The organism is Citrobacter sp. BDA59-3, assembly GCF_015167655.1.
GTDB lineage: Bacteria > Pseudomonadota > Gammaproteobacteria > Enterobacterales > Enterobacteriaceae > Phytobacter > Phytobacter diazotrophicus.
Genome location: NZ_CP063427.1, coordinates 4,317,964 through 4,341,013, shown reverse-complemented (window position 1 = coordinate 4,341,013; position 23,050 = coordinate 4,317,964). Strand labels below are relative to the sequence as shown.

The following is a 23,050-nucleotide window of genomic DNA, read 5'->3' as shown; positions in this document are numbered from 1 at the left end:
CGCGCGGTAAGCGCATGACTTTAGGGTACGCACATGACCAGCCGTTTCATGTTGATTTTCGCCGCAGTGAGCGGTTTTGTTTATGTTGCGCTGGGAGCATTCGGCGCACATGTTTTAAGTAAATCGATGGGCGTTGTTGAGATGGGCTGGATCCAAACCGGCCTCAACTATCAGGCATTCCATACGCTGGCGGTTCTGGGGCTGGCGGTGGCGATGCAGCGTCGAATCAGCATCTGGTTTTACTGGAGTAGTGTATTTCTGGCCCTGGGCACGGTGTTATTTAGCGGCAGTCTGTATTGCCTGGCGCTTTCGCATCTGCGCCTGTGGGCGTTTGTCACCCCTGTTGGCGGCGTCTGCTTCCTGGCAGGATGGGTGTTAATGTTTATTGGTGCAATCCGTCTGAAACGTAAGGGCGTTGTTCATGAATAAAGTTGTTTTACTGTGTCGCCCTGGTTTCGAGAAAGAGTGTGCCGCAGAAATTACCGACAAAGCCGGGCGCCGCGAGGTGTTTGGTTTTGCCCGCGTCAAAGAGAACGCGGGCTATGTCATTTTCGAATGTTATCAGCCTGATGACGCAGACAAGCTGGCACGTGAGCTGCCGTTCAGCTCGCTGATCTTCGCCCGTCAGATGTTTGTGGTCGGCGAGTTATTACAGAATTTGCCGCCAGAAGATCGCATCACTCCGATCGTGGGGATGTTGCAGGGTGTCGTGGAGAAAGGCGGTGACTTACGCGTTGAAGTGGCTGACACCAACGAAAGCAAAGAGCTGATGAAGTTCTGCCGCAAATTCACCGTGCCGCTGCGTGCGGCGCTGCGTGAGGCGGGTATTCTGGTGAACTACGAGACGCCGAAGCGCCCGGTGGTGCATGTGTTCTTTATTGCGCCGGGCTGTTGCTATACCGGGTATTCTTACACCACCAATAATTCGCCGTTTTATATGGGCATCCCACGTCTCAAGTTCCCTTCTGATGCGCCGAGCCGCTCAACGCTGAAACTGGAAGAAGCTTTCCATGTGTTTATCCCGGCCGATGAGTGGGACGAGCGCCTGGCGAACGGTATGCACGCGGTGGATCTGGGGGCTTGCCCTGGCGGCTGGACCTATCAACTGGTCAAACGCAATATGTGGGTTGTCTCCGTGGATAATGGTCCGATGGCGCAAAGCCTGATGGATACCGGCCAGGTGACCTGGCTGCCGGAAGATGGCTTCCGCTACCGTCCAAACCGCAACAACATTTCGTGGATGGTCTGCGATATGGTGGAAAAACCAGCTAAAGTGGCCGCGCTGATGGCGCAATGGCTGGTTAACGGCTGGTGCCGTGAAACCATTTTTAACCTCAAGTTGCCAATGAAAAAGCGCTACGAAGAGGTGCAGCAGAACCTGGCGTATATTGAGGAACAGCTTCAGGCGTACGGCATCAATGCCGAGATCCAGGCGCGCCAGCTTTACCATGACCGCGAAGAGGTGACGGTTCACGTCCGTCGCTGGTGGGCCGCGGTGGGTGGGCGTCGCGACGAGCGCTAAGCGTTTCCCATATAACTGACCTGCCTGGCAGGTCAGTTTACTTTCCCGCTTTTACAGACTAAAGGCCGGTTGGTGGTTACCGGGAAAGACGCAACTGCTGTAAGTTGCCATCAATATGAATATCCGTTTGCAGGCGTGAGATATCGCGGCAGACAAAGGCTGTCTCTTTATGCTCTTCAAGCTTCTTGCGCCACTTCTCCGGCACCTCATCCAGACGGGCATACAGACCCTCCAGATCCTGAAAGTCGGTCAGCAACTGGGCCGCGCTTTTCGGGCCAATCCCCGCGACCCCCGGTATTTTTGAACTGCTGATACCCGCAAGGCCCCAGTAGTCGGGGAGCTGTTGGGGTGAAACGCCGAACTCGCTGGCGATAAAGGGGGCATCCAGCCAGCGCTTCTGAAAATAGTCACGAATGCGGATGCCCGGCTCCAGAAGCTGGCAGTAGCCTTTATCCGTGGAGACAATGGTGGCCTGATGTCCTGCATTTGCTACTTTGCAGGCGAGCGTAGCGGCCAGATCGTCGGCTTCGTTACCCGGCGACACCCAACTTTGTACGCCGCGCTGAGCAAAAGCGGCACGCAGGTCCGGCATCTCATCATGCAGGGTTTCCGGCATTGGCGGCCTTCCGGCTTTGTAATCGGGCAGCTTCTGGTGCCGCCAGCTTTGGTTGCGGGCCTCATCGTCAAACACGGCGACCGCATGGGTAGGCTGGCTGTGGAGTATCAGTTGATCCAGCGCGTGCTGGCATGTGGTGACGCAGGGCGAACCCTGAACCGCGTGAATACGTCGAATAAGGTTGAGTGCGTCAACAATAAGCAGATGGATAGCCACCGTTCCCTCCAGGCCATGATACAGGCGTTCAGGGTAACATTGACGGGGCCGGGAGACTATCCGCAGCAGGGGATTCGGGAAGACGCCTCGCAAAACGAGGCGCCGGATGATTAATCGCAGGCGACGATTTTCATCGCCAGACCACCACGCGAGGTTTCGCGATATTTGGCGTTCATATCCTTGCCCGTTTCGTACATTGTCTCGATAACTTTATCCAGGCAAACACGCGGCTCGCTGGTTCGGCGCAACGCCATCCGCGCGGCGTTGACCGCTTTTACCGAGGCGATGGCGTTACGCTCGATACAGGGCACCTGCACTTGTCCGGCCACCGGATCGCAGGTCAGGCCAAGGTTATGTTCCATGCCGATTTCTGCGGCGATACATACCTGGGCCGGGCTTCCACCGAGCAGTTCAGCCAGCCCGGCGGCGGCCATGGAGCAGGCGACGCCAACTTCGCCCTGGCAACCCACTTCCGCGCCGGAAATTGAGGCGTTCATTTTATAGAGCGAGCCAATGGCACTGGCGGTCAGCAGATAGCGCGCCAGCGAATTGGCGTTGACCTCACGGATAAACTTGTCGTAGTAGGCCAGTACTGCCGGGACAATGCCGCAGGCACCGTTGGTTGGGGCCGTCACCACACGCCCGCCCGCCGCGTTTTCTTCATTAACAGCCAGCGCGAACATGTTAATCCAGTCGACCACCGCCATCGGGTCGCTGGTGGTTTTATCGCTGCTTACCAGCAGACGGCGCAATGCCGCCGCCCGGCGCGGAACACGCAGTTTGCCTGGCAGTACACCTTCGGTGGTGATGCCGCGTTCAATTCCACCGCGCATGACGTCCCAGACGGCGGAAAGATGCGCCTCCAGCTCTGCCTTGCTGTGCAGCGCCAGCTCGTTTTGCATCATCAGGCCGGAAAGGGAGAGTCCGCTTTCGCGGCAGTGTTGTTGGAGGTCCGCAGCCGATTTGTACGGGTAAGGTACGGCGACAGGGGCGTCATTGCTCTGACCAAAATGAGCTTCATCAACAATAAAGCCGCCGCCGATAGAGTAATAAGTCTGGCTATACAGAACGTTTTCACCGTTCAGGGCGGTGATGCGCATCCCGTTTTCATGCAGCGATAAGTTATCTGCGTGGAAATTCATGCACTTATCAACCGGGAACTCCACTTCATGGGCGCCGTTTGCCAGTAGCAGCCGTCCGTGGGTATTAACGTCCTGAATAAAGTCAGGAATGGCGTCGATATCCACCGTGTCCGGCAGATTTCCCGCCAGTCCCATAATGATGGCGATATCCGTATGGTGACCTTTCCCGGTCAGTGAGAGGGAACCGTAAACATCCACCACAACGCGGGTGACGTTTTGCAGCATGTCGCGTGCGATCAGGTCGTCCGTGAACTGCTTACCGGCTTTCATTGGCCCAACGGTGTGGGAGCTGGAAGGGCCAATACCGATTTTAAAAATATCGAATACGCTGATCATGATGCAGTATCCATGGCTAAAAAGATCAGGGAAAAGCGCCGCCGTGCTGACGGCGCTAAGGGATTAGCTGAACAGAGAAAAGAAGATGGCGGAGATAGCGATAAGACCCATTACAACAACAAAGATGTTGCTGATATGGCCGCTGTATTTACGCATAGCCGGTACTTTATGAATGGCGTACATCGGCATCAGGAACAGAATCATCGCGATAATCGGGCCGCCCAGGGTTTCGATCATGCCGAGAATGCTCGGATTCAGCGTCGCAACGGCCCAGGTGGTTACCAGCATAAACAGCGCGGTAATTTTGTTCAGTCTGTTGATTTCGATGGATTTACCTTTACCGCGCAGGGATTTAATCACCATCCCGTTAAAGCCTTCACGCGCACCCAGATAGTGGCCGAGGAAGGATTTGGTAATGGCGATAATCGCGATAATCGGTGCCATCCAGGCGATGATCGGTGCGTTAAAGTGGTTTGCCAGGTACGACAGAATGGAGATGTTCTGTGCTTTTGCCGCCGCCAGGTCTGCCGGGGAGAGGCTCAGTACACAACTGAACACGAAGAACATCACGGTCAGTACCATCATGATGTGCGCGTAAGAGAGAATGCGCGAACATTTACGTTCGGCTTCCACGCCATACTCTTCGCGTTTTGCGACTGCGAAAGAGGAGATAATCGGCGAATGGTTAAATGAGAAGACCATCACCGGAATCGCCAGCCACAGCGTCATCCACAGACCGTTGCCTGACGCACTTGCGCTGCTCAAAGAGAGAGTATCCAGCGCGCTGGTGCTCCACTGTGGAATCAGGTACAGCGCCAGCATCATCAGTGCCACCACGAACGGGAACACCAGAATACTCATCGCTTTGACGATCATTTGCTCACCGAAACGTACGATGGTCATCATGCCGACGATCAGAATCAGCGACAGGATTGCGCGCGGCGGCGGGGTTAAGGCCAACTGGTGGGTCATAAAGCTTTCCACCGTATTGGTAATCGCCACGCTGTAGACCAACAGGATTGGGTAGATAGCAAAGAAATAGAGCAGGGTAATCAGCTTACCGGCGCCTTTGCCGAAATGTTCTTCTACAACTTCGGTGATGTCTTCCCCTGGGTTTTTACCTGAGAGGACGAAACGGGTCAGGCCGCGGTGGGCGAAGAAGGTCATTGGGAAGGCGAGAATCGCCATAATAATCAGCGGGATCATCCCACCTACGCCCGCGTTAATCGGCAGGAACAGAACCCCTGCGCCAATGGCGGTGCCATACAGTCCGAGCATCCACATGGTGTCCGTTTTACGCCATGCGCTTCGGGTCTCGATTGAAGCAACGGTGCCGGTTTGAGTCGTTTCCATCTAATATCTCCAGGGAAAGTAAATGCCGCTTTTTGGTCAAATCCAATGCCAAAGAACACGGCGGTAATACGAAATTCTGCGCTTTTACGGTTTTTTTATAATTTCATCTCGTAACTATTGGCGGGCGGCACGATACATTTATGTTATGGATGGATCAGTGATCCCGATCGCAAATGCAATAATCCACTTTTTATACGGTTATTGTTGGGGTAAAGCTCTGCGAACAGATCGCCACATGAAATTTATGGGCGCGAAGGCTATCATTGGCGGGATTCACAAGCAAAGTATGTGGGTTAAAACGCGATAAAAGACCTGCCTGATTTGCGTGTTTTAGCGTTTTATCAGCATTAATATAGGTTTTGTGAATATTTATATGTTGCGTCAGAGCGACGCAAACGATTGGCTGGCCAGGAAAAAGAGAGGGCGACATAGGCCGCCCTTATGGTTCAGGTGCAGATTTCGTAGCAAGGAATGTAAGCCGAGCCCGGCAACTTCATACGGTGCTGAGCGACGAAGCCTTGCAGTAAATCATCCATACGACGCATCATGTCGCGGTCGCCATGAATTTTGTACGGGCCGTATTTTTCAATGGCCTGGATACCCATTTCCTTCACGTTACCGGTGACGATGCCCGAGAAGGCTCTGCGTAGATCGGCTGCCAGAACTTCCACGGGTTGGTCAGGATACAGTTTCAGGTTCGCCATGTTTTCGTGCGTCGGTTCGAACGGTACCTGCAGGTCCGGCGCTATGCGAATTGACCAGTTGAAGCTGTAAGCATCGCCGGTTTCGCGACGATTCTCTTTCACCTGCGGCATGGCTTTTTTCATCAGGCGGGCCACTTCGGCAGCGTCGTTAATGACGATACGATAGTGGCGACGTGCGCTTTCCCCCAGCGTATTGACGATAAACTCATCCAGCACGCGGAAATAGTCTGCGCTTTCTTTCGGCCCGGTAAGGATCAGTGGCAACACCTGATCTTTGTTGGCCGGGTTCATCAAAATACCCAGCAGATAAAGCAGCTCTTCTGCTGTACCCACCCCACCCGGGAAGATAATGATGCCGTGGGCGATGCGGACAAAGGCTTCCAGACGTTTTTCAATGTCCGGCATGATGATCAGTTCGTTGACCAGCGGGTTAGGCGGCTCAGCGGCAATGATTGAGGGTTCGGTCATCCCGATAAAACGCCCGTCTTTATAGCGTTGCTGCGCGTGTCCCACCGCCGCGCCTTTCATCGGCGCTTCCATCGCACCTGGACCGCAACCGGTGCAGATGTTCAGTTCGCGCAAGCCCAACTGGGTGCCGACGCGGCGCGCATACAGGTATTCCGTTTCGTTGATGGAGTGACCACCCCAGCATACGACCATGTTCGGCGCTTCGCCAACGTGCAGCGCGCGGGCATTGCGCAAAATGGAGAAGACCAGATTGGTGATATGAATTGAATCTTCAAGATTCAGATGCTGGAGTCGCCCGGCGCTGTGAATTTGTCCATTCACAAACAAAATATCGCGCAGGACGGCGAAGAGGTTTGCCTGCAACGCGCGAATAATACGCCCGTCGACAAACGCATCTTCTGGCGGGTTAATAAGCTCCAGTTTTACGCCGCGTTCACGGCGCAAGACGTTGATATCGAAACTTTCATAACGAGAGAGCAGCTCTTTGCTGTTATCAGTCAGACTTCCGGAGTTAAGTACTGCGAGTGAACAGTTACGAAACAGTTGATACAGGTCGCTACTGGCCGTGCGTTTCAGCATGTCGACTTCCAGTTGCGACAACATATCCATCGAGCCAAGCGGGCTAATATGTGTAATCAAGTGAACTCCTTACGGGATGAAAATTGTATCTTCCCTGATGATTACAATAGCCTCGGGTTATGACGTTTAACAACCTGCCGCGATGAATCTCCCTCGCAGATAGCAAAAAATTGTGTGTTTACTGGCGAACCAGACGCCCGGTTGCGGGAATAAACCGGGTATTTGTCCGCCACGGGTTGATATCCAGCCCACCACGTCGGGTGTAACGGGCGTAAACGCTTAAGCTTTCTGGCTGACAAAAACGCTGAATGTCGGTAAAGATGCGCTCGACGCACTGCTCATGGAATTCATTATGATGACGGAAGGAGACCAGATAACGCAGCAGCTTTTCCCGGTCAATTTTCGGACCACGATACTGGATTTGCACGGAGCCCCAGTCGGGTTGGTGGGTGATCAGACAGTTCGATTTGAGCAGATGGCTAACCAGCGTCTCTTCCACCACTTTGCCGCTCGCCGCGTCAGTCAGCAGTGCCGCGTCGAAGTCGTAATTATCAATCACGATTTCCTGGTCATCGATGCAGGTGCCGTGGAAGTGGGCAATAGGCTGGCCTTCAATTTCATCGAGTCGGTATAGCGCGACGGAAACCTCGCCTTGCGCGCAGGCGCTAAGATCGCGCTCAAGCGTGTCACGTACCTCGTCCCAGCTCGCGAAGCGGGTCTGATTAAAACTGTTAAGGTAAAGCTTAAAGCTTTTTGACTCCACCAGATTGATGCTGGCGTAGTTTAACTCCACATGGCCGACCGCCACCTGCGGCAGACCGTTGGCGTTAAGCCAGGAGAGTTCATAGAGCGTCCAGATATCTGCGCCCTGGAAGGGGAGATTCTCTGCTGTTAATCCCAGCGGATCGCGGTTCAGGCTGCGGGGAACACCTTGCAGCAGGCTGGCGTCGTAGCGATCGCGGTAGTCGGTGGTTTTGCCAAGTGTCAGGCCAGACAGCGCCTGATGGTTATCATAGGAAGACATGTTCATCGCCATATTTACGGGTACACTAATAGGCAAAGTGTATCCTGGCTTAGATAAAGAGAGAAAGCGGTGGAAAAAGAGATAGCCCTTGCCCTGAAAGCGTTTACTACGCGCTATTGCGATGCATGGCAGCAGTCGTACGGTACCTGGCCGCAAAGTGAAGAGCTGTATGGCGTGCCTTCACCGTGCATTATCTCCTCGACCGATACCCTCGTCACGTGGCAGCCGCAGCCGTTTTTACCGGAGCAAAATGTAAACGCGATTGAACGCGCGATGGATATTATGGTACAACCTGCGCTTCGCGTGTTTTACACCACACAATTTGCCGGGGATATGCAAGCGACCTTCCGTGGGGAAACGCTTACACTTCTGCAAACCTGGAGCGCTGACGATTTCCAGCGAGTTCAGGAGAACCTGATTGGCCACCTGGTCACCCAGAAAAGACTTAAGCTTTCGCCTACACTTTTTATTGCTACTCTGGACAGCGACATTGATGTGATTTCGCTGTGTAACTTGAGCGGTGAAGTCATCAAAGAGACATTGGGCACCCGCCAGCGTACGGTGCTTTCCTCAGATCTTGCGGACTTCCTCAATCAACTTGAGCCTGTTCTGTAATCTTTATTGCTATTCCACTTGTGAGAGATCTCTTACAAAGCTTGTGAGAGATCGCCTTCTTGCTTTGCTATTGCTTACGCATATTTATTACTTTTTTATAATCAAATCAATTATTTGAAAATAATAACCTTAGTTAAATTATAGTTAGCAGGGGAAATATTTGCCTTAGGCGCACTTGTAAGACGAAGAGGAATGGGTAATTCTATCTGCGTCGACAAGGAGTCGCACACTGAAACGAACATCAGGATGATGTTGTTTCGAGACGGGATACACCAGGATGGTGCTTCACGGACAGGCTTCTGGATGAAGTAAAAGGGAAAATGCAGGAACGCATTAAAGGACACCTCCAGGAGGGAGAACGAGAGCCGGTCAGGATGTTCGGTGGATCAGGAAGATCAAGGACACGCTTTACGGATGAGGCTAATCCACATCGGGGTGGTGTGGGCAGGATGCGCTAGTTTAAGGATGAACAAGGGTCAGGAGACCCGCAGGAAAAGTTGTCAAGGATGAGCAGGGAGCACGAAAAGTAGCTGGATTGCTGCGAAACGAACCGGGAGCACTGTTTTTACAGTGCTCCCTTTTTTTATTTCTCGCTACAGATGCTATCCTGCGCGCCAGTTCGTTTGTTATCGAGGTTTTCATGACGCTTCCTTCCCGCGTGCGCCAGCAATTACAGCTTATCGAGGCGCTGTTACGTGAGCATAACCAATGGCAGTCCGTTGCGCCGGATGCCAGCGTGTTCAACAGTACTCAACCTTTCTGTATGGATACCCTCGAACCGTACGAGTGGCTGCAATGGGTGTTGATTCCCCGCATGCACGCCTTGCTGGACGGTGAGCATCCGCTGCCTGAATCCTTCGCCATTGCGCCTTACTATGAAATTGCGCTCGAGGCGACGCATCCCGCGCGTGATGTCATTCTTGTGCAATTGCAAGAGCTCGACGCGCTCTTCTCAAATGATGATGCCTGATGCTTGAGATTATCTATCAGGACGAATGGCTGGTTGCGGTGAATAAACCCTCAGGCTGGCTGGTACACCGAAGCTGGCTTGATCGGGATGAAAAAGTGGTGGTGATGCAAACCGTCCGCGACCAGATAGGCCAGCATGTTTTTACTGCGCATCGTCTCGACAGACCAACCTCTGGTGTATTGCTGATGGGGCTGTCGAGCGAGGCGGGGCGTCTTCTGGCGCAGCAATTCGAGCAGCACCAAATTCAGAAGCGCTACCATGCGATCGTGCGCGGCTGGCTGATGGACGATGCGGTGCTGGATTATCCGCTGGTTGAAGAGCTGGATAAAATCGCGGACAAATTTGCCCGGGAAGATAGAGGCCCGCAGCCAGCGGTGACGCATTATCGCGGCATGGCGACGACCGAAATGCCGGTGGCGACCAGTAAATTTCCGACCACACGTTACGGCCTGGTGGAACTGCTCCCACAAACCGGGCGTAAGCATCAGCTCCGTCGCCATCTCGCCCATTTACGCCATCCGATTATCGGCGACAGCAAACACGGTGATTTGCGTCAGAACCGCAGTGCGGCAGAACATTTTGGCTGTAACCGACTGATGCTCCATGCCAGTCAGTTAACGCTCACTCACCCCTTTACCGGCGAACCGCTGACGCTGCATGCCGGGTTGGATGATGTCTGGATGCGGGCGTTGTCGCAGTTTGGCTGGCAGGGGCTTCTCCCTGACAATGAAAGGGTTGAGTTTGTCTCGCCGTGCGGTCAGGATGGCGGGATTCACATTTAACGCAAGGAGTGAGCACCATGGCGGAAGTCGGAATTTTCGTTGGCACCATGTACGGCAATGCATTGCTGGTGGCCGAAGAGGCACAAACGATTCTGGGCGAACAGGGGCACAGCGCTACGGTATTTGAAGATCCGGAACCTGCGGACTGGGATGCTTATAAAGATAAGTATGCGCTGGTGGTGACATCAACGACCGGGCAGGGCGATTTGCCGGACAGTATTGTGCCGTTGTTTCAGTACATTCGTGACAAAATCGGCTATCAGCCAGCGCTGCGTTATTGTGTGATTGCCCTGGGCGACAGCACCTATACAAATTTCTGCGGCGGCGGAAAACAGTTTGACGCGTTATTGCAGGAACAAAGTGCGCAGCGCGTGGGAGACGTTTTGCTGATCGATGCCAGCGAAGATCCCGAGCCTGAGTCGGTTTCTAACCCGTGGGTGGAACACTGGGCGACATTGTTAAAATGAGGTGTTGCCCTCCCCCTACAGGAGGGCAACCCACTTATCTGGCGGTAAGCGGTAAAATAGCGACGCGGCACATTATGCGGCAACTGAATCGAGTAAGCATTGGGCGTTTGCCAGTAAAAACCCTCTTCTCCTGAGGGGGTAAAAGTGCATTTACACTGCGTCAAGCGATGCGTTTCACATTATTCAAAACAGGCTGACTTTTAACCAAATGTTAGCGCCTCAACTTTTCATTTCCGTGAGTTAGTCCCCATCCCCCTGGGCTTTTGCAAGAAACCTTCATGCCGTGACCACACAATGTTGTGTTGTTGCACGGTGAGTGTTCAGGTACCCCTTTTTATACTTTTCCCGCAAGTTAAAAAAACGCAGTACGCAGGGAATAGCGACCCGGCAGTAAAACTGCAAAAAACACAAATACATCATTCGGTTCACCCCTACAGGTTGTCCTGTTCCGGATGAATGTACATGAACATTTATGCTTCGGGAGTACAACAATGAGTACATTAAGCCAAGCAGCGAGCAGCGCTGAAAAGCGTACCAATGCTCGCTACTGGATAGTGGTGATGTTGTTTATCGTCACATCCTTCAACTACGGTGACCGCGCCACGCTGTCAATCGCCGGGTCAGAAATGGCCAAAGATATCGGCCTTGATCCAATCGGTATGGGTTATGTTTTCTCCGCGTTTTCCTGGGCCTATGTTATAGGGCAGATTCCGGGGGGCTGGCTGCTTGACCGCTTCGGTTCCAAACGTGTTTATTTCTGGTCCATTTTCATTTGGTCCCTGTTTACCCTGCTGCAAGGGTTTGTCGATGTATTCAGTGGCTTCGGCATCATCGTCGCGCTGTTCACCCTGCGCTTCCTGGTAGGGCTGGCCGAATCGCCATCCTTCCCAGGTAACAGTCGCATCGTCGCGGCCTGGTTCCCGGCACAGGAAAGGGGTACGGCAGTCGCCATTTTCAACTCCGCACAGTACTTCGCAACGGTAATTTTCGCCCCGATTATGGGTTGGTTAACCCATGAAGTGGGTTGGTCGCATGTGTTCTTCTTTATGGGTGGTCTGGGCATCGTTATCAGCTTCATTTGGCTGAAAGTGATTTACGAACCGAACCAGCATCCGAAGGTGAACAAGAAAGAGCTCGAATACATCGCAGAAGGCGGCGCACTGATCAACATGGATCAGAAAAGCGGGAAAGCGAAAGTCCCGTTCAGCGAAAAATGGGGTCAGATCAAGCAACTGCTTGGCTCCCGTATGATGATTGGTGTTTACCTGGGGCAGTATTGCATCAACGCCCTGACATACTTCTTTATCACCTGGTTCCCGGTTTACCTGGTTCAGGCTCGCGGTATGTCTATTTTGAAAGCGGGCTTTATCGCGTCCATCCCGGCAATTTGCGGCTTTGCGGGTGGGGTGCTCGGCGGGATTATCTCTGACTGGTTAATGCGTCGTACGGGTTCTCTGAATATTGCACGTAAAACCCCCATCGTACTTGGCATGTTGCTCTCCATGGTGATGGTGTTCTGTAACTACACCGACGTTGAATGGATGATTATCGGTTTCATGTCCATGGCGTTCTTCGGTAAAGGCATCGGTGCGTTGGGCTGGGCTGTTATGGCTGACACGGCGCCGAAGGAAATCAGCGGTCTGAGCGGTGGTCTGTTCAATATGTTCGGTAACATCTCCGGTATCGTTACCCCGATTGCTATCGGTTACATCGTTGGGACTACAGGCTCATTTAACGGCGCGCTGATCTACGTTGGTATCCATGCTCTGGTGGCAGTACTGAGCTACCTGGTATTGGTGGGAGATATCAAACGTATCGAATTGAAACCTGTCACAGGACGATAATTATGAGTACGCAAGCAAGCCCCGTCATTACAGATATGAAAGTCATTCCGGTTGCCGGTCATGACAGCATGTTATTGAACATTGGCGGTGCGCATAACGCTTATTTCACACGTAACATCGTAGTACTGACAGACAACGCCGGTAACACCGGCGTTGGCGAAGCACCGGGCGGGGAAGTGATTTACCAGACGCTGGTGGATGCTATTCCGATGGTGCTGGGGCAGGAGGTGGCGCGGCTGAACAAAGTGGTTCAGCGCGTTCATAAGGGTAATCAGGCGAGCGATTTCGATAATTTTGGCAAAGGCGCATGGACGTTTGAACTGCGCGTTAATGCCGTAGCCGCACTCGAAGCCGCACTGCTCGACCTGTTAGGTAAAGCGCTGAACGTGCCGGTCTGCGAGCTGCTGGGGCCGGGCAAACAGCGTGATGCCGTAACTGTCCTGGGGTATCTGTTCTATATCGGCGACCGCACCAAAACCGACCTGCCATACCTTGATAAAACCGACGGCAATCACGACTGGTACCGTCTGCGTCATCAGGAAGCGATGAACAGCGACGCGGTTGTGCGTCTGGCCGAGGCGTCTCAGGACCGTTACGGTTTTAAAGACTTCAAACTGAAAGGCGGCGTGCTGCCGGGCGAGCAGGAAATTGACGCGGCCCGCGCTCTGAAAAAACGCTTCCCGGATGCGCGTATCACCGTGGACCCGAACGGTGCCTGGCTGCTTGATGAAGCCATTGAACTGTGCAAAGGCCTCCAGGATGTATTGACCTACGCGGAAGATCCGTGTGGCGCAGAGCAGGGCTTCTCCGGGCGTGAAGTGATGGCGGAATTCCGTCGCGCCACCGGTCTGCCCGTTGCCACCAACATGATCGCCACTAACTGGCGTGAAATGGGCCACTCTGTAATGCTGAATGCGGTAGACATCCCTCTTGCGGACCCGCACTTCTGGACGCTCTCCGGGGCGGTACGAGTGGCGCAACTGTGTGATGACTGGGGTCTGACCTGGGGTTGCCACTCCAATAACCACTTCGATATTTCACTGGCGATGTTCACCCACGTTGGCGCGGCGGCGCCGGGTAATCCGACGGCCATCGACACCCACTGGATCTGGCAGGAAGGCGAGGCGCGCCTGACGAAACAGCCGCTGGAAATCAAAGGTGGGCAGATTGCGGTACCGGATGCGCCAGGGCTCGGCGTGGAGATTGACTGGGCGCAGATTGAAAAAGCCCATGCCATCTACAAAAGCCTGCCAGGCGGTGCGCGTAACGATGCTGGTCCGATGCAATACCTGATCCCCGGCTGGAAATTTGACAGAAAACGCCCGGTATTTGGACGTCAGTGACAGAGTAAAAGGATAAAATATGAGCGCTCAAAGTTCGACTCCTGTTGTTACGTCAGTGAAGGTCATCCCGGTCGCCGGGCATGACAGCATGCTGATGAACCTGAGCGGTGCGCATGCGCCGTTCTTCACCCGTAACATCGTTATTATCACCGACAACGCCGGCAACACCGGCGTCGGCGAAGTCCCCGGCGGCGAAAAAATCCGCCAGACTCTGGAAGACGCGACGCCGCTGATTGTCGGCAAAACCCTCGGCGCCTACAAAAATGTCCTCAATGAGGTGCGCTGCGCCTTTGCTGACCGCGACGCCGCGGGCCGCGGCCTGCAGACTTTTGACCTGCGCACCACCATCCACGTGGTCACCGCCATTGAAGCCGCGATGCTCGACCTGCTGGGCAAACACCTGGGCGTCAACGTCGCCTCCCTGCTCGGTGACGGCCAGCAGCGCAGCGAAGTGGAAATGCTCGGCTACCTGTTCTTCGTCGGCAACCGTAAGGCGACGCCGCTGCCCTACCAGAGCCAGCCGGATGACAAATGCGACTGGTACCGTCTGCGTCATGACGAGGCGATGACCCCGGATGCCGTGGTGCGTCTGGCGGAAGCCGCGTATGAAAAATACGGCTTCAATGACTTCAAACTGAAGGGCGGCGTGCTGGCCGGTGAAGAAGAAGCGGAATCCATTGTCGCCCTGGCGAAGCGCTTCCCGCAGGCCCGCGTCACCCTCGACCCGAACGGCGCCTGGTCCCTGAACGAAGCCATAAAAATCGGTAAGTACCTGAAAGGCTCGCTGGCCTATGCGGAAGACCCGTGCGGCGCGGAGCAGGGCTTCTCCGGGCGTGAAGTGATGGCGGAGTTCCGCCGTGCCACCGGCCTGCCGACCGCCACCAACATGATTGCCACCGACTGGCGTCAGATGGGGCACACGCTGTCGCTGCAGTCGGTGGATATCCCGCTGGCGGACCCGCACTTCTGGACCATGCAGGGCTCCGTGCGTGTGGCGCAGATGTGCCACGAGTTTGGCCTGACCTGGGGCTCCCACTCCAACAACCACTTCGACATCTCGCTGGCGATGTTCACCCATGTGGCGGCCGCGGCGCCGGGTAAAATCACCGCCATCGACACCCACTGGATCTGGCAGGAAGGCAACCAGCGTCTGACCCGGGAGCCGTTTGAGATTAAAGGCGGGATGGTGCAGGTGCCGACAACGCCGGGTCTGGGCGTGGAGCTGGATATGGATCAGGTGATGAAGGCGCACGAGCTGTATCAGAAACACGGTCTGGGCGCGCGCGACGATGCAATGGGGATGCAGTACCTTATCCCCGGCTGGACGTTCGACAACAAACGTCCTTGCATGGTGCGTTAATGGAATTGCCAGCCCATGCCCGGGCTGGCATTTTCCAGAAGCTTCCGGGTATATGCTTGCGGCAGTGAATATGCGTAAGGATGGCTTATGAAAATAGTTATCGCACCTGACTCTTATAAAGAAAGTTTGAGTGCTCTGGATGTGGCGACCGCGATTGAAAGCGGGTTTCGCGAAATTTTCCCGACGGCTGAATATGTAAAACTGCCGGTTGCGGATGGCGGAGAAGGGACGGTTGAAGCCATGGTTGCCGCGACCTGCGGGCGCATCGTTTCGGTTACAGTTAAAGGCCCGCTTGGCGAACACGTCGACGGATTTTATGGCCTGTCAGGCGACGAAAAATGTGCGTTTATCGAGATGGCGGCGGCAAGTGGCCTTGAACTGGTGCCACCCGCGCAACGCGATCCGCTTGTCACCACCTCATGGGGAACCGGCGAGCTGATTCGCCATGCGCTGGATGCAGGCGTAAAGCATATCATCATCGGGATTGGCGGCAGCGCCACCAACGACGGTGGAGCGGGGATGGTGCAGGCGCTGGGGGCGAAATTGCTGGATAACGAAGACCAGCAGATTGGGCCGGGCGGTGCGGCACTGGAAACGCTCGCCAGGATCGATATTCGTGAGCTGGACAAACGTCTTGCGCAGTGCCGCATTGAAGTGGCCTGCGATGTGACGAACCCGCTGACGGGTAAAGAGGGAGCTTCGGCAATCTTCGGCCCGCAAAAAGGCGCGACACCGAAAATGATCGCCCGACTGGATCAGGCGCTGGGGCACTATGCGAAGATCATTGCCCGCGATCTGGATCAGGATGTGCTGAACCTTGCCGGTGGTGGCGCGGCAGGGGGAATGGGTGCTGCGCTGTACGCATTCTGCGGCGCGGAACTGCGTCAGGGTATTGAAATCGTGACCGATGCGTTAGCGCTGGATAAACATGTTGCTGATGCCGACCTGGTGATCACTGGCGAAGGTCGTATTGATAGCCAGACGGTGCACGGCAAAGTGCCGGTTGGCGTTGCGAAAGTGGCGAAACGCTATAACGTGCCGGTTATTGGCATTGCGGGTAGTTTGACGGCGGATGTGGGTGTTGTGCACGATCACGGTATCGATGCGGTTTTCAGCGTGATTTATAAAATTTGTACGCTGGAAGATGCGCTGGCCAACGCCGGTGAAAACGTACGTATGACCGCGCGTAACGTGGCGGCTGTACTGAAAATTGGGCAGGGCAGATAAAACGCTTTGTCCTGGTTATTACCCTCTCTTGTGGGAGAGGGTATCAGGATTATCCCATCATTTTACGGGCATCGCGGGTGACGTTGTCCATCTCATCAAGCAGTTCCAGAAACTCCGGTTCCAGTTCCTCAGCAGGCACACCGCTGCGTAACTGATGCTCAATAAGCTGACAGAGGTTTTTCAGCCGCGGTACGCCGCTGTAACCACAGCTTCCGTGTAGTTTGTGAATCAGATCCAGCAACCCTTCTGGCGCCTCGCCAACCAGTTGTTCTTCCACTTTGTTGCGAATCTCAGGCAGGAAAGCCACCAGCATTTGCAGCATCTCGCGCGCCAGATCCGGTTTTCCCGCCGCCTGACGCAGCGCCAGTTGCCAGTCCAGCGTCACGTCCGCCGGCACGTCGGGTTCGACAGGCTCCGGCGCTGCAACAACATTACTGACCAGCGCGCCAGGCTTGTAGCGCAGCAGCAAATTGTAAAGCTTGTCTTCTTCAATCGGTTTTGCCAGATAGTCGTTCATGCCTGCGCTCAGCAGCTTCTCTTTCTGCCCCGCCATAGCATGGGCGGTCACCGCAATCACCGGCGTTTGCTGTTGATGCGGAAGCTGGTGAATCAACTCACAGGCGCGGATACCGTCCATGCCTGGCATCTGAATATCCATCAAAATGAGATCGAACTGCATCTGCCTGGCCCTTTCCACCGCCTGAGGTCCGCTGTCGCACAATTCAACCTGTTGCACCTGATCTTCAAGCAGCGCGCCGATCAATTTCAGGTTGGCAGGGTTGTCATCCACCGCCATCACCGTCATCGGTAGCTTGCTCATATCTACCGAGTCCATCTGACGGGTTGAACAGCAATACTCTGTCAGGGCGGGCAGCAGTCGCGTTGAGGTTAACGGTTTGAGCAGACAAGCCGCCGCGCCATCTTGTTTCAGCGCTTCGGCGTTAATCTGGGCGTGGCAGGGCAGCGCCAGCAGCAGATGATCGGTCATCGCCGCGGCGGCAGCGAGTTTCTCATGCCGCATGGTCAGCGGTTCATGGAAGGTGACCGGAACAGACAACAGCAGAATGTCATAGTGATCCGGCGGCAGCGCTGAGAACGACGGACTGTAAATCACCTCGAGCGGTGTGGTGCTCAGTACATCCAACGTGCTTTGTGCCGCGGCGGCGTTCGGTTCGATATAGGCAAGGCGTTTACCCGCCAGACAACCGGTAACAGGGCCTTCGGAAATCGCGTTCGGGTTCAGGTCCAGGTTGATGTGGAACCAGAAGGTGGAGCCGCGATTAGGCTGGCTGTGGAAAGAGATGTCGCCACCCATTTCGTTAACCAATCGTTGGGTGATAACCAACCCCAGGCCGGTACCGCCGTGTCGACGTGAAATACTGGCATCGGCCTGGCGGAATGCCTGGAACAGGCGCGACTGATCCCGCTCCGGAATACCAATCCCGGTATCGCGGATTTGCACCTCAATTTGCACTTTATTGTTACTTATCGAGCGCCGTTCAACGTGGATATCGATATTACCGTTTTCGGTGAATTTGATGGCATTGCCCACCAGATTGGTGATCACCTGTTGCAGGCGCAGCGGGTCGCCAATGACGTTATCCGGTACATCATTTTTGATATTTAGCGTCAGCTCCAGCCCCTTATCATGGGCGGAGTGCGCCAGCAACGTCACCACATCATCCAGCGCGCTGCGTAACGGGAACGGGATACTCTCCAGAATCAGTTTCCCGGCTTCAAGTTTCGAAAAATCGAGCACATCATTGATGATAGCCAGCAGGTTGTTGGCCGAGCGTTCGATGGTCAGCATATGATCGCGCTGGGTGGGATTCAGCTCCGATTTCAGCGTCAGGCGGGTGAAACCGATCACCCCGTTGAGTGGCGTACGCAGCTCGTGCGACATATTGGCCAGAAACTCAGATTTAATACGCGCCGCTTCCTGGGCGCGCTTTTTCGCCAGGTCCAGTTCAACGTTCTGGATCTCCATCTGCTCCAGGGTTTCGCGCAGATCCGAGGTGGACTGATCGATATTGTGCTGCATCTCTTCGTGATAGGCCGCCAGCGACATTGCCATCGAATTAATGCCGTTCTTAAGCATGTCCAGCTCGCCGAGCATAAACCCCTCCACCCGGCTGTCCAGTTGGCCCCGGCGGATACGGTCCACCGTGTTAACCATATTGCGAATCGGCCCGGTGACATCGCGCATGAGTCGCCAGCCGAAAATGAGCGCAATACCGATACAGAACAAAATCATCAGGCTTGAGATGAAAATTTCTTTGTACTGTTGCAGACGAACGGATTTGAGATCCAGCTCCAGCGCCACATACCCCAGCATATTACCGGCGGGCTTGGCGTCGGATATGGCGGACTCATCCGGCGAGTAACCCTCCGAGATGATTGGCGTGCGCAGGATCATCAGGTCTCCCTTACGCGTTACGCTTAATCGCCGGGGGAGCGCCGACCCGTCAGCAAGGCGTAACTCACCCGGATCGAGCTGAAAATTTGAGGTGACGAACAGATGATTTTGCTCATCATAAATGGAAATACCGCGCACGATTTCGGAATGGCGACGGTGCAATACGCTAATCAGTTGCCCAATAGCCTCACGGTCCTGCAACGTCATGCTGTATTCGCTGGAGACGGCGAGCGGTTCAATAATACTGGCACCTGCGTCTTCCAGTTGACGCTGTAAGTCGTTATAGCGGTGAACGACGAAGAAGATACTCAACAGCACACCGATCAATACGGTCGGGGCGAGGATCAGGATCATCATGCGCGCACGCAGGCTGTAGTTGGTCATGGGGTTCCGTTATGGGAGAATGTGGTCATTATCTGTAATTGAGAAAATTCTCGGCAATGGCGCAATTCTACTCTGCAAAACGGCGCGTGACGACGCGTCAGATCATAACTGTCACAGTAAACGACCTCGATCCCTTTGGGCAGGGGGTTGCGCGACATAATGGTAAGGCGTTGTTTATCCCCGGATTGTTGCCGCAAGAAACGGCGGAAATTACCCTGATTGAAGACAAGCGACAGTTTGCGCGCGGTGAAGTAAAACGCCGTCTGAACGACAGTCCTGACCGTGTTGCGCCGGTATGTCCTCATTTCGGGGTCTGCGGCGGCTGCCAGCAGCAGCATGCGAGCGTGGCCCTGCAACAGCGCAGCAAAAGCGCCGCCCTTGCCCGTTTAATGAAGCACGATGTCGAAGAGGTTATCTGCGCGTCGCCCTGGGCCTATCGGCGTCGGGCGCGCCTGAGTCTAAGCTGGCAGCCTAAAACTCAGCGTCTGGAGATGGGGTTTCGTAAGGCAAATGCCAGCGACATCATTAACGTCTCACGCTGCCCGGTCCTGGTGCCCCGTCTTGAGGCATTACTTGCGCCCTTGCACACTTGTCTGGCGAGCTTAAAAGCGGTGCGCCATTTGGGGCATGTTGAACTGGTGTTGGCGGATAATGGTCCGCTGATGGTTTTGCGCCATACCGCGCCGCTGAGTGCTGCTGACCGGGAAAAACTGGAACGCTTTTCGCATTCCGAGGGACTGGCGCTTTTTCTGGCACCCGAAAGCGAGATACTTGAACAGGTTACAGGAGAATCTCCCTGGTATAACTCTGACGGGCTACGCTTAACGTTCAGCCCGCGGGATTTTATTCAGGTCAATGACGGCGTAAATCAGCAAATGGTTGCCCGTGCGCTGTCATGGCTGGATGTGCAGCCGGACGATCGCGTACTGGATCTTTTCTGTGGAATGGGCAACTTTACCTTGCCGCTGGCAAAAAGGGCGGCAAGCGTGGTGGGCGTTGAAGGGGTTGGCGAACTGGTCGCGAAAGGGCGTGAAAATGCCCGACAAAATGGTTTGCAGAACGTGACCTTTTTTCACGAAAATCTGGAAGAAGATGTCACAAAGCAGCCGTGGGCGCGTCAGGGTTTTGATAAAATACTTCTTGATCCCGCGCGTGCGGGTGCCGCTGGTGTTATGCAATACATTGTAAAATTAGCGCCCGGCAAAGTAGTGTATGTTTCCTGTAATCCGGCGACGCTCGCACGTGACAGCGAAGCGTTAGTCAATGCGGGTTACCAGATTAAGCGGCTGGCGATGCTGGATATGTTCCCGCACACTGGGCATCTGGAATCCATGGTGTTATTCGAGCACAAGTGATTAATTTCGGCTTGTCGAGTTCGACAGGCTCGGTCCCTTAAAGGAGAGGACAATGGTTGCGGTAAGAAGTGCGCATTTAAACAAAGCGGGTGAATTCGATCCTAAGAAGTGGATCGCCAGTCTGGGTATTTCCAGCCAGCCGTCGTGTGAACGCTTAGCCGAAACCTGGGAATATTGTCTGCAACAAACACAGGGACATCCTCACGCCGATCTGCTGTTATGGCGCGGTGTTGAGATGGTGGAAATCCTCTCCATGCTCAGTATGGATCTCGATACGCTGCGAGCGGCGCTGCTGTTCCCGCTGGCAGATGCCGATGTCGTCAGTGAAGATACCCTGCGTGAAAGCGTGGGCAAATCGATTGTCGAGCTTATCCATGGCGTCCGGGATATGGCGGCTATTCGGCAGTTGAAAGCCACCCATACCGATTCCGTCTCCTCTGAGCAGGTGGATAACGTGCGGCGTATGCTGCTGGCGATGGTGGACGATTTCCGCTGTGTCGTCATCAAGATTGCCGAACGTATTGCCCATCTGCGTGAAGTGAAAGAAGCGCCGGAAGACGAACGCGTGCTGGCGGCGAAAGAGTGTACAAACATCTACGCGCCGCTGGCCAACCGCTTAGGGATCGGCCAGCTCAAATGGGAACTGGAAGATTACTGCTTCCGCTATCTGCATCCGGCGGAATATAAACGCATCGCCAAATTGCTGCATGAGCGCCGTATCGACCGCGAACACTACATCGAAGAGTTTGTTGGGCACCTGCGTTCAGAAATGAAAGAAGAGGGCGTAAAAGCCGAGGTTTACGGCCGTCCTAAGCATATCTACAGCATCTGGCGCAAAATGCAGAAGAAGCATCTCGCCTTCGATGAACTGTTTGATGTCCGGGCGGTACGCATCGTTGCCGAGCGTCTGCAGGATTGCTATGCCGCGCTCGGTATCGTCCACACCCATTATCGCCACCTGCCGGATGAGTTCGATGATTATGTCGCGAATCCGAAACCGAACGGCTACCAGTCTATCCATACGGTAGTTTTAGGGCCGGGAGGGAAAACCGTAGAAATCCAGATTCGTACCCGGCAGATGCATGAAGACGCCGAGCTGGGCGTGGCCGCGCACTGGAAGTACAAAGAGGGCGCAACGACAGGCACCAACAGCGGCGGGCGTGGTTATGAAGACCGCATCGCGTGGTTGCGTAAACTGATTGCCTGGCAAGAAGAGATGGCCGATTCGGGCGAAATGCTCGACGAGGTACGCAGCCAGGTGTTCGATGATCGGGTCTATGTATTTACGCCGAAAGGCGATGTGGTGGACTTGCCTGCCGGCTCCACGCCGCTCGACTTCGCTTACCATATCCATAGCGATGTGGGGCACCGTTGCATTGGGGCGAAAATCAGCGGACGTATCGTACCGTTCACCTACCAGTTGCAGATGGGCGATCAGATAGAAATCATCACCCAGAAGCAGCCGAACCCGAGTCGTGACTGGCTGAACCCGAACCTGGGGTACGTTACTACCAGCCGTGGCCGTTCCAAAATCCATGCCTGGTTCCGTAAGCAGGATCGGGATAAAAACGTCCTGGCAGGTCGTCAGATCCTTGATGACGAGCTGGCACATCTCGGTATCAGCCTGAAAGAGGCGGAAAAACAGCTACTGCCGCGTTACAACTTTAACGATCTGGAAGAACTGCTGGCGGCGATTGGCGGCGGCGATATTCGCCTCAACCAGATGGTCAACTTCCTGCAGTCGCAGTTCAACAAGCCGAGCGCGGAAGAGCAGGATGCCGCGGCACTGAAACAGTTGCAGCAGAAGACCTACGCGCCGCAAAACCGTAGCAAAGATAATGGCCGGGTAGTGGTGGAAGGGGTGGGCAACCTGATGCATCACATTGCACGCTGCTGCCAGCCGATCCCCGGTGATGACATTGTTGGTTTTATCACCCAGGGCCGTGGGATTTCTATTCACCGGGCGGACTGTGACCAACTCGAAGAGCTGCGCACCCACGCGCCTGAGCGCATCGTCGATGCAGTGTGGGGGGAAAGCTACTCGGCAGGTTACTCGCTGGTGGTGCGTGTGACCGCCAACGATCGCAGCGGATTGCTGCGCGATATCACGACCATTCTCGCTAACGAGAAAGTTAACGTTCTGGGCGTCGCCAGCCGCAGCGATACCAAAGAGCAACTGGCCACTATCGATATGAATATCGAAATCTACAACCTGCAGGTGCTGGGCCGTGTGCTTGGCAAGCTGAACCAGGTGCCGGACGTTATCGACGCGCGTCGATTGCACGGCGGTTAAATCCACTCTTCTTTAGGCCGGGTAAGGCGACGCC

Annotated in this window: 18 protein-coding genes; 12 read left to right on the top strand and 6 right to left on the bottom strand. The window is 54.7% G+C overall.

Translation table 11 applies throughout. The features are described 5' to 3' along the window. The first annotated feature begins 33 nt into the window (after positions 1-33). Together IP582_RS20415 and rlmM are read left to right on the top strand one after the other, a co-directional pair. Complete coding sequence (locus tag IP582_RS20415) at positions 34-429, top strand: DUF423 domain-containing protein (RefSeq protein WP_039077090.1); 396 nt, start codon at positions 34-36, stop codon at positions 427-429. Beyond that, positions 422-1,522: a 23S rRNA (cytidine(2498)-2'-O)-methyltransferase RlmM gene (gene rlmM, locus IP582_RS20410; protein ID WP_193794284.1), complete on the top strand. Its 1,101-nt coding sequence runs from the start codon at positions 422-424 to the stop codon at positions 1,520-1,522. The genes IP582_RS20415 and rlmM overlap by 8 nt, the downstream gene beginning before the upstream one ends. 76 nt (positions 1,523-1,598) lie before the next feature. On the opposite strand, the gene xni is transcribed toward rlmM, so the two are convergent. From xni to queF, 5 genes are all read right to left on the bottom strand, one after another. After that, the gene (xni, locus tag IP582_RS20405) at positions 1,599-2,354 is read right to left on the bottom strand and encodes a flap endonuclease Xni (protein WP_193794283.1); all 756 of its coding nucleotides are present in this window, start codon (positions 2,352-2,354) and stop codon (positions 1,599-1,601) included. A 110-nt stretch (positions 2,355-2,464) separates the two neighbouring features. After that, positions 2,465-3,832 (bottom strand): L-serine ammonia-lyase, encoded by a 1,368-nt coding sequence (locus IP582_RS20400; RefSeq protein WP_039077087.1) that lies wholly within the window; start codon positions 3,830-3,832, stop codon positions 2,465-2,467. 63 nt (positions 3,833-3,895) lie between these two features. Then, the gene (locus IP582_RS20395) at positions 3,896-5,185 is read right to left on the bottom strand and encodes an HAAAP family serine/threonine permease (RefSeq protein ID WP_193794282.1); all 1,290 of its coding nucleotides are present in this window, start codon (positions 5,183-5,185) and stop codon (positions 3,896-3,898) included. 446 nt (positions 5,186-5,631) lie between these two features. Then, positions 5,632-6,996 carry a nucleotide 5'-monophosphate nucleosidase PpnN gene (gene ppnN / locus IP582_RS20390; protein ID WP_039077085.1) on the bottom strand — a complete coding sequence of 455 codons (1,365 nt, stop codon included), beginning with the start codon at positions 6,994-6,996 and terminating at the stop codon, positions 5,632-5,634. A 118-nt stretch (positions 6,997-7,114) separates the two neighbouring features. Beyond that, positions 7,115-7,960, bottom strand: coding sequence for an NADPH-dependent 7-cyano-7-deazaguanine reductase QueF (queF, locus tag IP582_RS20385; protein ID WP_193794281.1), 846 nt, complete (start codon positions 7,958-7,960; stop codon positions 7,115-7,117). Positions 7,961-8,029: 69 nt separating this feature from the next. Between queF and syd the strand changes: the two genes are divergently transcribed. The 8 genes from syd (at position 8,030) to IP582_RS20345 (ending at position 16,568) form a co-directional block, all read left to right on the top strand. After that, positions 8,030-8,575 (top strand): SecY-interacting protein, encoded by a 546-nt coding sequence (gene syd / locus IP582_RS20380; RefSeq protein WP_193794280.1) that lies wholly within the window; start codon positions 8,030-8,032, stop codon positions 8,573-8,575. A gap of 640 nt (positions 8,576-9,215) precedes the next feature. Further along, positions 9,216-9,545: a YqcC family protein gene (locus IP582_RS20375; RefSeq protein ID WP_039077097.1), complete on the top strand. Its 330-nt coding sequence runs from the start codon at positions 9,216-9,218 to the stop codon at positions 9,543-9,545. Then, entirely contained in the window at positions 9,545-10,327 is a 783-nt protein-coding gene (truC, locus tag IP582_RS20370; RefSeq protein ID WP_193794279.1) for a tRNA pseudouridine(65) synthase TruC, read from the top strand. The genes IP582_RS20375 and truC overlap by 1 nt, the downstream gene beginning before the upstream one ends. 17 nt (positions 10,328-10,344) lie before the next feature. Further along, complete coding sequence (locus IP582_RS20365) at positions 10,345-10,794, top strand: flavodoxin (RefSeq protein WP_039077081.1); 450 nt, start codon at positions 10,345-10,347, stop codon at positions 10,792-10,794. Between the two features lie 491 nt (positions 10,795-11,285). Further along, the gene (locus tag IP582_RS20360) at positions 11,286-12,638 is read left to right on the top strand and encodes an MFS transporter (protein ID WP_039077080.1); all 1,353 of its coding nucleotides are present in this window, start codon (positions 11,286-11,288) and stop codon (positions 12,636-12,638) included. Positions 12,639-12,640: 2 nt separating this feature from the next. Next, positions 12,641-13,981 carry an enolase C-terminal domain-like protein gene (locus IP582_RS20355; protein ID WP_039077079.1) on the top strand — a complete coding sequence of 447 codons (1,341 nt, stop codon included), beginning with the start codon at positions 12,641-12,643 and terminating at the stop codon, positions 13,979-13,981. Positions 13,982-14,000: 19 nt separating this feature from the next. After that, complete coding sequence (gene gudD, locus IP582_RS20350; RefSeq protein WP_193794278.1) at positions 14,001-15,341, top strand: glucarate dehydratase; 1,341 nt, start codon at positions 14,001-14,003, stop codon at positions 15,339-15,341. Between the two features lie 87 nt (positions 15,342-15,428). Further along, entirely contained in the window at positions 15,429-16,568 is a 1,140-nt protein-coding gene (locus tag IP582_RS20345; RefSeq protein ID WP_071193826.1) for a glycerate kinase, read from the top strand. Positions 16,569-16,617: 49 nt separating this feature from the next. Here IP582_RS20345 and barA read toward each other — a convergent pair whose 3' ends face one another. Then, on the bottom strand, positions 16,618-19,368 hold the full coding sequence (gene barA, locus IP582_RS20340; protein WP_193794277.1) for a two-component sensor histidine kinase BarA: 2,751 nt from the start codon (positions 19,366-19,368) through the stop codon (positions 16,618-16,620). Positions 19,369-19,424: 56 nt separating this feature from the next. On the opposite strand from barA, the gene rlmD reads away from it, so the two are divergent. Continuing rightward, the gene (gene rlmD, locus IP582_RS20335; RefSeq protein WP_193794276.1) at positions 19,425-20,723 is read left to right on the top strand and encodes a 23S rRNA (uracil(1939)-C(5))-methyltransferase RlmD; all 1,299 of its coding nucleotides are present in this window, start codon (positions 19,425-19,427) and stop codon (positions 20,721-20,723) included. Positions 20,724-20,775: 52 nt separating this feature from the next. After that, positions 20,776-23,016, top strand: a complete 2,241-nt coding sequence (gene relA / locus IP582_RS20330; RefSeq protein ID WP_193794275.1) for a GTP diphosphokinase — start codon at positions 20,776-20,778, stop codon at positions 23,014-23,016. The last annotated feature ends 34 nt before the right edge of the window (positions 23,017-23,050 follow it).

Excerpts from the sequence above, each read along its gene's own strand:
- IP582_RS20415 (WP_039077090.1), top strand. The coding sequence starts at position 34 with ATGACCAGCCGTTTCATGTTGATTTTCGCCGCAGTGAGCGGTTTTGTT.
- rlmM (WP_193794284.1), top strand. The coding sequence starts at position 422 with ATGAATAAAGTTGTTTTACTGTGTCGCCCTGGTTTCGAGAAAGAGTGT.
- IP582_RS20400 (WP_039077087.1), bottom strand. The coding sequence starts at position 3,832 with ATGATCAGCGTATTCGATATTTTTAAAATCGGTATTGGCCCTTCCAGC.
- IP582_RS20395 (WP_193794282.1), bottom strand. The coding sequence starts at position 5,185 with ATGGAAACGACTCAAACCGGCACCGTTGCTTCAATCGAGACCCGAAGC.
- queF (WP_193794281.1), bottom strand. The coding sequence starts at position 7,960 with ATGTCTTCCTATGATAACCATCAGGCGCTGTCTGGCCTGACACTTGGC.
- IP582_RS20375 (WP_039077097.1), top strand. The coding sequence starts at position 9,216 with ATGACGCTTCCTTCCCGCGTGCGCCAGCAATTACAGCTTATCGAGGCG.
- truC (WP_193794279.1), top strand. The coding sequence starts at position 9,545 with ATGCTTGAGATTATCTATCAGGACGAATGGCTGGTTGCGGTGAATAAA.
- IP582_RS20365 (WP_039077081.1), top strand. The coding sequence starts at position 10,345 with ATGGCGGAAGTCGGAATTTTCGTTGGCACCATGTACGGCAATGCATTG.
- IP582_RS20360 (WP_039077080.1), top strand. The coding sequence starts at position 11,286 with ATGAGTACATTAAGCCAAGCAGCGAGCAGCGCTGAAAAGCGTACCAAT.
- IP582_RS20355 (WP_039077079.1), top strand. The coding sequence starts at position 12,641 with ATGAGTACGCAAGCAAGCCCCGTCATTACAGATATGAAAGTCATTCCG.
- gudD (WP_193794278.1), top strand. The coding sequence starts at position 14,001 with ATGAGCGCTCAAAGTTCGACTCCTGTTGTTACGTCAGTGAAGGTCATC.
- IP582_RS20345 (WP_071193826.1), top strand. The coding sequence starts at position 15,429 with ATGAAAATAGTTATCGCACCTGACTCTTATAAAGAAAGTTTGAGTGCT.
- barA (WP_193794277.1), bottom strand. The coding sequence starts at position 19,368 with ATGACCAACTACAGCCTGCGTGCGCGCATGATGATCCTGATCCTCGCC.
- rlmD (WP_193794276.1), top strand. The coding sequence starts at position 19,425 with ATGGCGCAATTCTACTCTGCAAAACGGCGCGTGACGACGCGTCAGATC.
- relA (WP_193794275.1), top strand. The coding sequence starts at position 20,776 with ATGGTTGCGGTAAGAAGTGCGCATTTAAACAAAGCGGGTGAATTCGAT.